9 protein-coding genes are annotated in these 12,080 nt (G+C 59.6%); 8 read left to right on the top strand and 1 reads right to left on the bottom strand.

What is annotated here, in order from left to right; all coding sequences use genetic code 11:
* Nucleotides 1-158: 158 nt before the first annotated feature.
* From exbB to exoR, 8 genes are all read left to right on the top strand, one after another.
* The gene (exbB, locus tag ABIE33_RS00265; protein WP_429119971.1) at nt 159-1,292 is read left to right on the top strand and encodes a tonB-system energizer ExbB; all 1,134 of its coding nucleotides are present in this window, start codon (nt 159-161) and stop codon (nt 1,290-1,292) included.
* Nucleotides 1,293-1,295: 3 nt separating this feature from the next.
* Nucleotides 1,296-1,721, top strand: a complete 426-nt coding sequence (gene exbD, locus ABIE33_RS00260) for a TonB system transport protein ExbD (protein ID WP_429119968.1) — start codon at nt 1,296-1,298, stop codon at nt 1,719-1,721.
* A 240-nt stretch (nt 1,722-1,961) separates the two neighbouring features.
* Nucleotides 1,962-2,627, top strand: coding sequence for a protein-L-isoaspartate O-methyltransferase family protein (locus ABIE33_RS00255; protein ID WP_429123009.1), 666 nt, complete (start codon nt 1,962-1,964; stop codon nt 2,625-2,627).
* 287 nt (nt 2,628-2,914) lie between these two features.
* Nucleotides 2,915-4,285 (top strand): outer membrane channel protein TolC, encoded by a 1,371-nt coding sequence (gene tolC, locus ABIE33_RS00250; protein WP_429119965.1) that lies wholly within the window; start codon nt 2,915-2,917, stop codon nt 4,283-4,285.
* Nucleotides 4,286-4,469: 184 nt separating this feature from the next.
* Entirely contained in the window at nt 4,470-5,297 is an 828-nt protein-coding gene (locus tag ABIE33_RS00245) for a DUF2497 domain-containing protein (protein WP_429119962.1), read from the top strand.
* Between the two features lie 122 nt (nt 5,298-5,419).
* Complete coding sequence (locus ABIE33_RS00240; protein WP_429119959.1) at nt 5,420-8,260, top strand: valine--tRNA ligase; 2,841 nt, start codon at nt 5,420-5,422, stop codon at nt 8,258-8,260.
* 453 nt (nt 8,261-8,713) lie between these two features.
* Nucleotides 8,714-9,994: an OmpP1/FadL family transporter gene (locus ABIE33_RS00235; protein ID WP_429119956.1), complete on the top strand. Its 1,281-nt coding sequence runs from the start codon at nt 8,714-8,716 to the stop codon at nt 9,992-9,994.
* Nucleotides 9,995-10,451: 457 nt separating this feature from the next.
* Nucleotides 10,452-11,258 (top strand): exopolysaccharide production regulator ExoR, encoded by an 807-nt coding sequence (exoR, locus tag ABIE33_RS00230; RefSeq protein WP_429119953.1) that lies wholly within the window; start codon nt 10,452-10,454, stop codon nt 11,256-11,258.
* 26 nt (nt 11,259-11,284) lie between these two features.
* Here exoR and xth read toward each other — a convergent pair whose 3' ends face one another.
* Nucleotides 11,285-12,079 carry an exodeoxyribonuclease III gene (gene xth, locus ABIE33_RS00225; protein ID WP_429119952.1) on the bottom strand — a complete coding sequence of 265 codons (795 nt, stop codon included), beginning with the start codon at nt 12,077-12,079 and terminating at the stop codon, nt 11,285-11,287.
* Nucleotide 12,080 lies beyond the last annotated feature (1 nt).

The following is a 12,080-nucleotide window of genomic DNA, read 5'->3' as shown; positions in this document are numbered from 1 at the left end:
GAAGGCCCGAAATTATTCTTGATTTCTATACTCCACAAATCCTTGTGTTTCGGTCATAGTTTGTCGTAAAGAGCGGCCAATGCACGTTGAGGTGGCCAAAATTCCGGCCGCCCTGTGATTTTTGTGATGGCAAAACGGACCAGTACGCGAGGAACAAGATGCCCAACCGAACCCGATCGAAGCTGAATTTGTTGGCGGCAGCGACATTGGTGCTGGCGTGTGGTGTTTCCTCAACGGTCGTATTTGCTCAGGCTACAACCTCAACCGAAACGACGGCTCCCGTGGTCAGTCAGGTTCAAAATGCCGAACCGCCAGCAAGGGCACCGGCCAACGTCGATGCTGTAGCCCAGGGCGAGCAGCCGACGGCTTCTCAGCCCTCGACCGCGCAGCCCGCTGCCACTCAACCGGCCGCCGAGGGGCAGCCGACTGCCGGCGATCTTCCGGCCACCGCGTCTGAAGCCGGCGCACAAACACCGGCTGTATCGGTTGATACGCCCGCAGCAGAAGCGGTCGAAGCACCGCTCGAAGTTGCGGCAAATCCGGTTCTGCCGCATGACCTTTCGCCGATGGGCATGTTCCTTGCTGCCGACATGGTGGTAAAGGCTGTGATGATCGGGCTGGCGCTTGCCTCAGTCATCACCTGGGCGATTTTCGTGGTCAAGTCGTTTGAACTCTTCGCCGCCAAGGCACGTCTCAGCCGCGCCGTCCGTCAGCTCTCCGCTGCAAACGGGTTGGCAGAGCTTAAGTCCACATTCGACGGCAAGTCCGGCCCTGCTGCGGAAATGGTTGCCGCTGCGATCGACGAGATGGTGCGCTCGGAGGCTGTGCTCGATCACGCGCCGGCCGCAGGTCTGAAGGAGCGCGTCGCTTCGCTGCTGACGCGCATCGAGGTTCGCGCCGGCAAGCGGATGACGAGCGGAACGGGCATTCTTGCCTCGATCGGCTCCGTCGGCCCGTTCGTCGGTCTGTTCGGAACCGTCTGGGGCATCATGAACTCCTTCATCGGCATCAGCAAAGCACAGACGACCAATCTGGCGATCGTTGCTCCCGGTATTGCCGAAGCACTGCTGGCGACCGCAATCGGTCTCGTTGCAGCTATCCCGGCAGTTATTATCTACAACTACTTTGCCCGCTCGGTGGGCGGCTACAAGGTGATCCTCGCCGACGCGGCAGCCGCCGTCGAACGGCTTGTCAGCCGCGATCTTGATCATCGCCTGGTCCGCAAGGCGCAACCGCGTCGCCAGGAAGGCTTTGCCCATCCGGCAGAAGCGCCCATCGCAAGGATCGGGTGAGACATGGCCGGCAAGGTTAGCGACAGCGGCGGCGATCTCGACGAGAACAGCGAGATCAACGTCACCCCATTCATCGATGTCATGCTCGTTTTGCTCATCATCTTCATGGTCGCGGCACCACTTGCGACCGTGGACATGAAGGTCGATCTGCCGCAATCGGTCTCCAAACCGACACCGCGCGACGACAAGCCGGTGTTCGTCACGCTCAACGCCGACCTCGGTCTGGCGATTGGCAACGAAGAAACAGCCCGTGAGGAATTTGCCGCCGAGCTTCGGCGCCTGACGGAAGGCAACACCGAGACGCGTGTTCTGTTGCGTGCGGACAAAGCCGTCGGCTACGGCGAGCTGATGACGGTCATGAACCTCATCCAGAACGCCGGCTATACCAAGATCGCCCTCGTTGGGCTCGAAGGGGCGCCTGGCCGCTGACGCCAGGCTTTCTCTGTTCTTGCGGTGGGCGCCAGCGCCTGCCGCTCGTGTCGGGCCGTGCAAACGTCGGTTCGGCTGTTTCTCGCTTCCTTTTTCCGCTGCAAGATGTCGCTGTCGCTTGAAACCGGCGGGAGGGCGATTTATGAGCTTATGTAGAGGCTCGGCATTGGCAGCCAGAAGACGACTGCGCGGATATCCGGGATACCGGTGCCGCGCCCATCCGGATACGAGGGCAGTATGATGAATTTCGAAGCGGCGCGCACCAAGATGGTGGACAACCAGATCCGGACGACGGATGTCACGTCCCACGCCGTCCTGTCCGCTTTCCTCTCCGTACCGCGCGAAGAATTCGTGCCTTCGCGAATGAAGGAACTCGCCTATATCGATGCCGACATCGAACTCGACGGAACCAAAGGCACCGGCCCGCGATACCTGATGGAACCGTCGCCGCTCGCCAAGCTGCTGCAGCTCGCCGAAATCTCGAAGTCGGACGTGGTGCTGGAGATTGGCTGTGGCACCGGCTACGCCTCGGCGCTGCTTTCGTTGATCGCCGGTTCGGTCGTCGCGCTCGAAAGCGATGAAGCGCTTGGCGCAACCGCAACGGAAACCTTGGCACGGCTGGGCTATGACAACGTTGCCGTGGTCACAGGCGATCTTGGCAAGGGATATGCCGGCGAGGCACCCTATGATGTCATCTTCGTTCATGGTTCGGTAGAAGTGCTTCCTTCGGCTTTGTTCGAGCAGTTGCGCGACGGCGGCCGGCTGATTGCCGTCGAAGGCTTCGGTAACGCTTCGCGTGCTAAGCTTTATGTCCATGAGCATGGGAAGACGTCCGAAAGGGCGGACTTCAACACTGCGGTCAAGCCGCTTCCCGGTTTCCGCCGTGAGCAGACTTTTGTTTTTTGAGGTGCCACTTATTGAGGGATCTCAACATTTGATTGTGCTGCTAAAATAGCAATGTTGCCAATTGGCAACGAACCACCTGTTTCTTTTTGAAATGATCGTGCGCAGTATCGGTGTACAGTTGTGATCGTGCCGAATCCGGGTTTCAAAGAGTGCTGAGGTAGTGATTTGCTCACCGGTGGGCGGTGTGAGCGCTTCATCGCCGTGTTTAGGGCGGCCCGGTTTCGATGTCGGAATGGTGCCGCAGGAAATAGTGGGCTGGCTTTGCCGCCCCGATCGGAGAGGGAAGTATGGTGTCGATTGTCCGCAAAGCAGCCTTTTGGGCTGCCGTCTCGACGAGTGTACTGCTTGCGCCGCAGGCCGTGCTGGCGGAGACGATCTTCGGCGCAATGGCCAAAGCCTATGAAAATAACCCGGATCTGAACGCCGCGCGCGCTGGCCTTAGGGCGACCGACGAAGGGGTGCCGATCGCGAAGTCCGGGTTTCGCCCACAGGTTTCGGCTTTTGCAAACGGAACACTTTCAAACGTCGACAACGAGCTCACCGGAAGCCGGGACTTTCATCAAGGGCAGATCGGTATCACCGTAACCCAGATGATCTTCGACGGTTTTCAGACGCTGAACAATGTTCGCGCCGCCGAATCGAATGTCTTCGCCAACCGCGAATCGCTTCGGGCAAACGAGATCCAGATCCTGCTGGCGGCAGCTACGTCCTACGCCAACATCGCGCGGGACCAGCAAATCGTTTCCATCCGCCGGCAGAACATCGCCTTCCTCAGGGAACAGCTGAATGCGTCTCAGGCCCGCCTTGACGTGGGTGAAGGCACCCGCACGGACGTGAGCCTTGCCGAGGCATCGCTTGCCAATGCGCAGTCGCTGCTGATCAGCGCCATCGCGCAGTTGAAGCAGAGCGAAGCGGTCTACGTGCAGATCGTCGGCGTTGCGCCGACGGGTATCAGGCAGCCGGGGCCGGCCACCAAGGGGCTTCCACGTTCGCTCGATCAGGCCGTTGCCTTGGGATTGCGTCAGCACCCGACCATTCTCGCCGCCCAGTACAACGTCGATACCGCCGGCTACCAGGTGAAGTCGGCTGAAGGGACCATGCTGCCCGGCGTGAGCATTCAGGGACAGGTTGGGCGCGTGACCGGCAATTCCGGTGACGGTATCGACAGCAACACGTCGAGCGTTACGGCCCGTCTGACGGTGCCTATCTACCAGGGTGGCGCGGAATACGGTCAGATTCGCCGGGCGAAGGAGACCTTGGGCCAGCAGCGCATCCTCGTCGATTCGCAGCGCGCTGCCGTTCAGCAGAACGTCGTGACCGCGCACACCCAACTTGAGGCGGCAGTTGCGCGCATCGGCGCCAACAAGACGCAGATCTCGGCAGCTAACATGGCGCTTGCCGGCGTCATCGAAGAGCGCAATGTCGGTCAGCGCACCACGCTCGACGTGCTCGATTCGCAGCAGACCGTTCTGAATGCGCAGGAACAGCTGGCGATCGCCCAGCGCGACGCCGTCGTCGCAAGTTACGGCCTGCTCGCGGCCACCGCGGTGCTGGGCGTCAAGAGCCAGGGCCTGCAGGTCGCCGAATATCGCGCCGAAGAGCACTACGAAGCCGTCAAGGACAAATGGTTCGGACTTCGAACCGTCGACGGTCGCTGATCAAAGAAAACGCCTCGGGAGACCGGGGCGTTTCTGCTTCTGCCGATAAAAACAAATCTGTGCAACAATCCAAGTGTCTGATTCGCGGCGTATGTTTCGTCGGCGAACTCACTTAAGGTTTGTTTGTAATCGGCACATGCGTCGTTTCGGGACACATGCTCGGCCGCGTCAAACGGGGATAGAAATGGCACAGCTCAATGTCGCGCGTGAACCTTCGATGGATGAGATCCTCGCATCCATTCGCAAGATCATCGAGAGCAACGAGCCGGGGCAGACCGATTTCTCCTCGCGTGACCAATACGAGGACGACGGCTCGGATGAGATTGAACTGACGATCGACAGCGAAATCGAGGCTGCCGCTTTCGGCGGGCGGGAAGACCGCGCCGAGGCGCCCAAGCCCGCCACGCCTTCGCCGGAGATCGAAGTGGCAATCATCCCGTCGGAGCCGCATCCGGGCATCGCGCAGCCGCCGCTTTCGCTGGCGGACGTTGCAGCCCGTGTAAGGGCCGCCTCCGAGCGCCACACCACGAGCTATGCCACCAAAGAGCTGGTCAACGATGTGCCGTCGCGCAGCGTTCAGGATAGTCCGGTCATCACGTCGCGCATGGCGGCAGTGTCCGCCCCGCCGGCGCCGGCTGATCGTCTCTCGGTGAGTGCAATGCATGCGCCTGCCAATCAGAGCGTGGCGGTCGAAGCCGGTCCGGCAGCGCCGGTAACAGAGCCGGCGCCCGCGGTCCTTTCCGCCGGAGCTGTGGCTGTCATTGCCGAAGAGCCTGCGGCCGAAAAGGTCGCGCCTGCGATCGTCTCGCCCGAGGTTGGTCGTCAGGTTGCGCAGTCCTTTGACAATCTTGCTCAGGCGGTCGACTTCAGCACGCGGCGGTCGTTCGACGAAATTGCCGAAGAAATGCTGCGCCCGATGCTGCAGGAGTGGCTGGACGACAACCTGCCGACCTTGGTTGAACGGCTCGTACGTGAAGAGATCGAACGCGTCGCGCGCGGCCCCCGGCGGTAGGATCTGAACCTTTCCGATACAGGGGCCGCGGAACAGTCGCGGCCTTTTTGCGTTCGTGTTGACTTGCACCGGCCGTTCCGGTTTACAAGACACAGACATCAATCTCCAAAATTGGCTTCAAAATGCTTGATAAGACCTACGATTCCGCATCCGTCGACCCACGTATCGCCAAGAAGTGGGACGAAGAAAACGCGTTTCGTGCAGGTGCGGGAGCAAAGCCCGGCGCCGACAGCTTCTGTATCGTGATCCCGCCGCCGAACGTGACGGGCTCGCTGCACATGGGCCATGCGCTGAACAACACGCTGCAGGACGTGCTGGTCCGGTTCGAGCGCATGCGCGGCAAGGATGTGCTGTGGCAGCCGGGCATGGACCATGCCGGTATCGCCACGCAGATGGTCGTCGAGCGCAAGCTGATGGAACAACAGCAGCACCGCCGCCAGATGGGCCGTGAAGCGTTTATCGAGAAGGTATGGGAGTGGAAGGCCGAATCCGGCGGGTTGATCTTCAATCAGCTGAAGCGGCTGGGTGCTTCCTGCGACTGGTCGCGCGAGCGCTTCACGATGGACGATGGCCTGTCGGAGGCCGTCCTCGAAGTGTTCGTCTCGCTCTACAAAGAAGGTCTGATCTACAAGGACAAGCGTCTGGTCAATTGGGATCCGAAGCTGCTGACAGCGATTTCCGATCTGGAGGTCGAGCAGCACGAAATCAACGGAAACCTCTGGTATCTGCGTTATCCGCTGGAACCGGGTGTCACCTACCAGCATCCGGTCGCCTTCGACGAAAACGGCAAGGCGACTGAGTGGGAAGCCCGCAACTACCTGGTCGTTGCCACCACGCGGCCGGAAACGATGCTTGGCGACAGCGGCATTGCCGTCAATCCTGAGGACGAGCGCTACAAGCCGCTCATCGGCAAACACGTCATTCTGCCGATCGTCGGCCGCCGCATCCCCGTCGTCGGTGACGACTATGCCGATCCGACCGCTGGAACAGGCGCCGTCAAGATTACGCCGGCGCACGACTTCAACGATTTCGACGTCGGCAAACGTGCCGGCCTCGCTGCTATCAACATCCTCACCGTCGAAGGTCGGATCACCATCAAGGACAACGAAGAGTTCCTCGAGGGCCTCAGCGACCCGGCGGCCCTGCATGGTGCATGGGACGAGCTTGAGGGCAAGGACCGTTTCGAAGCGCGCAAGATCATCGTTCGGATTTTCGAGGAAGCCGGCCTGCTCGACAAGATCGAGCCGCATCAGCATATGGTCCCGCACGGCGACCGTGGCGGCGTGCCGATCGAGCCGCGCCTGACCGAGCAATGGTACGTCGATGCCAAGACGTTGGCGAAGCCTGCGATCGCATCGGTCAAGGAAGGTCGTACCAACTTCGTCCCGAAGAACTGGGAGAAGACCTATTACGAATGGATGGAGAACATCCAGCCCTGGTGCGTCTCGCGCCAGCTCTGGTGGGGACACCAGATCCCGGCCTGGTATGGTCCGGACGGCCAGGTCTTTGTCGAAAAGACCGAGGAAGAGGCGCTGCACGCCGCAATCCAGCATTATCTGGCCCATGAAGGCCCGATGAAGGCCTATGTCGAAGACCTGCTTGAAAACTTCAAGCCGGGCGAGATCCTGACCCGTGACGAGGACGTCCTCGACACCTGGTTCTCGTCGGCGCTCTGGCCGTTCTCGACGCTCGGCTGGCCGAACGAGACGCCGGAGCTCGAGAAATACTATCAGACAGACGTTCTGGTCACCGGCTTCGACATCATCTTCTTCTGGGTTGCCCGCATGATGATGATGGGCCTGCATTTCATGAAGGATGCGGACGGCACACCAGTCGAGCCGTTCCACACCGTCTATGTCCACGCGCTGGTTCGCGACAAGAATGGGCAGAAGATGTCGAAGTCGAAGGGCAACGTCATCGATCCGCTGGAACTGATGGATGAGTACGGTGCCGATGCGCTGCGCTTTACGCTGGCGATCATGGCCGCCCAGGGGCGTGACGTGAAGCTCGACACCGCCCGCATCGCCGGCTACCGCAATTTTGGAACGAAGCTCTGGAACGCCACGCGCTTTGCCCAGATGAACGGCGTCACCAACAGCGACGGCTTCATTCCCGAGGCATCGTCGCTGACGATCAACCGCTGGATCCTGACAGAGCTTTCGCGGACGATCCGCGATGTCACTGAAGCGCTCGAAGGCTTCCGGTTCAACGAGGCCGCTGGCAGTCTCTATCGGTTCGTCTGGAACCAGTTCTGCGACTGGTACCTCGAACTGCTGAAGCCGGTCTTCAGCGGCGAAGATGAAGCGGCAAAACGCGAATCCCAGGCTTGTGTCGCCTATGTTCTCGATGAGATCTACAAGCTGCTGCACCCCTTCATGCCCTTCATGACCGAAGAGCTCTGGGATCAGACGGCGGGCGAGGGACGTGAGCGCGCCGGCCTGCTCTGCCACGCGGAATGGCCGTCTGCCTCCTACGCTGACGATGCCGCCGCTGATGAGATCAACTGGCTGATCGATCTGGTTTCCGGCATCCGTTCGGTCCGTTCGGAAATGAACGTCCCGCCGGCAGCGACAGCACCGCTCATCGTGGTCGCAGCCAACGCACTGACGCGCGAGCGGCTCGAGCGGCACGGTTCTGCCATCGGTCGGCTGGCGCGCGTCGAGCATATCGACCATGCGGCGGTGGCGCCGCGCGGCAGCGCGCAGATCGTCGTTGCTGAGGCAACGTTCTGCCTGCCGCTCGGCAATCTGATCGACCTCTCCGCTGAAAAGTCGCGTCTGGAAAAGGCGATCTCCAAGGTCGAAGTCGAGCGGGAACGTATTCTCGGCAAGCTGGCCAATGAGAAGTTCGTCGCCAATGCGAAACCGGAACTGGTGGAAGCCGAGCGCGAACGTCTCGTTGAACTGGATCTGCAGAAGGACTCCCTCGGCATCGCCTTGGCGCGGGTTGCAGAAGCCGGCTGAGCGCACTGCAAGCTCAGATCTTGCGTCATCCGCGGCGGCAACGTCGCGGATTTCGCATTTTCTGGCGCGGCCGCTGGGGTTGCCGCCAAGCCGATTCGCTAGGCGAAAGCGGTGGCTTTCTGACGCACCGTCTTGGGAGTTCGAGCCTCGCTTTCAAACCCAAATCCGTGTTTTTTAGTGCAAAAACCGATGCTGTTGTTGTTGAGTAACACTTTCGGGTTATGTTGGAAAAATATCCTAACATTAGCCGATAGATTTTTATGTTGCGCAAAATTATTTCGATTTGTTTGGATTGTGTTCAGATGATGAGAATCTTACGTAAATTTTATGGCGCACATGAGCGCAATACCCCTGGAAAGCGGCATTTGCGATTTCACGCGATCGTGAGAATACTTTTCGCACAGGCGACGTGAGGTGGATTGTCGCAGATTGAAATGCAGGGGGAGGAGCTTAATGGCTCATGAGAATTTGAAGCGGGGCGTCTTTGCGTTGGCGGCCGGAATTCTGGTTGCATCGGCGGCGCACGCTGGCGGTCTTGAACGCGGCGGTTACAATATCGATCTGCTGTTCGACCCGTCCGACTATGCAGCGGAAGCGACGGCAACCTATGTCAACCCGCAGCGCGAACTGAAGAATGTCAGAGATACCAATACGACGTCTGCTGCCTTCCCGTTCAACGGAACCGGACCAGGCGCAGGCGGCGGCAACCTGAATTCGCGTCCGAATTCGGTCGATGAAACAGAAAGCTACTGGGTTCCACGTGTTGGCATCAAGGCCCGCTTCGGCGAGGACGTCGACTGTATGGCTGACTATTCACAGCCTTGGGGTGCGCACACCAAACCAGGTCTGAACTGGGCGGGCGCCAACAACAACGTGGAGACGAAGGTCGAGAGCGACAACTACGCCGCCACATGCTCGTACAAGTTCGACATGGGGCAGGGCCAGTTCCGTCTCATCGGCGGCGTCTTCTACCAGGAAGTGGGGGGCTTCAAGGAGAGATTGGTACAGGATTTCACCGGCGTGCCACCGGCATTCGGCGGGCTGCGTTCCGGCATCGGTCGGCTGGATCTCCAGGGTGACGGTTGGGGCTGGCGCGCCGGCGTCGGTTACGAAATCCCGGAATATGCGGTTCGGGCGAGCCTCGTCTACAACAGCGCAGTGGATCTCGACAATCTGGCGGGCACGATCGACCTGCGGAATGCACGCGGCCCGGCTTCGGTGAACTTTTACGACGTGTCCGGTTTCGCCTCCATGCCGGATTCCTTGGAGTTGAAAGTTCAGTCTGGTATCGCACCGGGCTGGGTAGCGTTCGGTTCGGTCAAATGGACTGACTGGAGCCAGTTGCAGGTCCTCAGGTTCTGCCCGCCTTCCGGCGGGACCGTGGCGCAGCCTTGCACCTCACTCGATCTGCTCTATCGCGACGGCTGGACGATCTCTGGCGGCGTTGGCCACAAATTCAATGAACAGTGGAGCGGTGCAGCCAGCCTAACGTGGGATCGTGGAACGAGCCACGGCTATGGCACGCAATCAGATACCTGGTCGCTGGGTACCGGTGTTGCTTATTCACCCACGAAGAATGTCGAGTTCCGTCTCGCAGGCGCTGTCGGCATCCTGACGAGCGGCAGTTCCGGTCCGGTCAATTTCAATGGCCAGGTTGTTGGAGACGATGTCTCCTATGACTATGGCAACGACTTCTTCGGTGCGATTTCCACAGCGATCAAAGTAAAATTCTGATCCTCCATTGATCAGGACGGACAAGGCCCGGTTTCATCACCGGGCCTTTCTTTTTGCCTTGAGCGACATCTGTTGGTGACTGTTCCGCTCCACGCCAATGTGACGATTCAGCAACACATTTAATGCTAGAGTTTGCTAGGGTCGGACTCAAGATCAGTATGTCCATTTCCCGCCACAAACAGGGAGCAGCGATGTTAAGTACAAACGCGCGACTTGAGGATCGAGCCTGCAATGTTTGTAACGAAATGAAGTCATGTGTCGTCTTGAACGAACTGCCGCACTTCTGCGGAAATGGTTCGGTAAGGCTACACACAATGGAGTTTCATCCTGGACTGAGTGTGCCGATGTTTTCGGCGGTTTCGGTGAACAAGTGAATGGCAAAGGGTCATTCAGGCGTTTGTGTTTGCAGCGGTGATGAGTTCGGCGTGGCCGGCTGGAACGGAAGAATTAGACTGTGATGCTTGCGGGTGAACTGAAGTCTCTGAAGGTTGCGATGCTCGGCGTGTCGCTGGTGGTCGGCGGTGCGACAGTTGGCCCGGCACGTGCCTTTGATCCGGGCACCGGCGTCAGCAAGGAATCCGGTCCGTTTGCCTTGTTCAAGTTCGGCTTCTCAGCCTACAAGAACGGCCGCAAGGACGAAGCGGTCGAAGCCTACCGCTATGCCGCCGAGAAGGGGCATACGGGCTCCCGCTGGGCACTTGCCAATATGTATGCCTACGGCGACGGCGTCGCCGAAAACGACCTCGAAGCCTTCAAGATTTACAGCGAGATTGCCCAGCAGGGTGTCGAACCCGGTTCCGAGGATACGGGCTACTTCGTCAATGCGCTGATATCGCTTGCCGGCTACTATCGCCGCGGCATCCCTGACAGCCCGATCAAGTCCGACATGTCGCAGGCACGTCAGCTTTACTTTCAGGCTGCATCGACCTTTGGCGTATCGGAGGCGCAGTTCCAGTTGGCGCGCATGTTGCTTTCGGGTGAGGGCGGCAACGTCAATGTCCAGCAGGCCAAGAAGTGGTTGAACCGCGCGCGCAAGAATGGTCATGCCGGCGCCATGGGCGTTTTCGGTAATGTCATTTTCCAGGAAGGACAGACCATCCGCGGTCTCGCCTACATGACCGCGGCGCTCGATCAATGTTCGCCGAAGGATCGGCCATGGCTGCAGTCGATGCAGGAACAGGCGTTTTCTCTGGCAACCGAAGATGATCGCCGCAAGGCGATCAACCTGTCGCAGAATATGCACACGCAGGGCGACGACGACTAAGCGTTGCCCCTGGCTTCACCTTCGCTTCAAAGCGGACGTTCGAACGCGAAATAGCCCGCGACCGGTACGTGGTCGGAAGGCTTTTCCCAGGCCCGCACATGTTTTTCGATCGATGTCGAAACCAGTCTGTCTGCCGCTTCCGGCGATAGCATCAGGTGATCGATCCGTATTCCGAAGTTCTTCGGCCAGCATCCTGCCTGATAATCCCAGAATGAGTAGAGCGGAACGTCATCCGTCGTCGAGCGAACGGCGTCCGTCAGGCCGAGGTTGCGCAACTGGCGGAAAGCCTGCCGCGTCTCAGGCAGGAACAGCGCATCGCTCTGCCAGACTTTGACGTCCCAGCAGTCGTGTTCCTCGGGGATGACATTGTAATCGCCGGCAAGGATGAGCGGTTCTTCCAGTTCCAGCCGCCGTTGCGCATAGGCCGAAAGGCGTTCCATCCAGCGCAGTTTGTAAGGGTACTTCTCGCTGTCCACCGGATTGCCATTTGGCAGGTAAAGCGAGCAGACGCGGATGACGCCACCGGAGACGGAGAACACCCCTTCGATGAAGCGGGCCTGCTCGTCCGCATCGTCGCCCGGTAGCCCGCGGTTGACTTCGTCCGGCTTCAGCTTGGAAAGCAGCGCAACGCCGTTGAAGCCTTTCTGGCCGTGCGTTTCGACGTGATAGCCGAGCGCTTCGATCTCAAGGCGCGGGAAGTTTTCGTCGACCGACTTGATCTCCTGCAGGCAGACGATGTCCGGGTTCGATTCCTTCAACCACGCCAGCAGGCTGTCGATTCGCGCCTTGACGCCATTGATGTTCCAGGTGGCAATCTTCATG

This window comes from Ensifer sp. 4252 (assembly GCF_050434565.1).
Classification (GTDB): domain Bacteria; phylum Pseudomonadota; class Alphaproteobacteria; order Rhizobiales; family Rhizobiaceae; genus Ensifer.
Note: the sequence above shows the minus strand (reverse complement) of the source record. Positions and strands in the feature narration are given on the sequence as shown.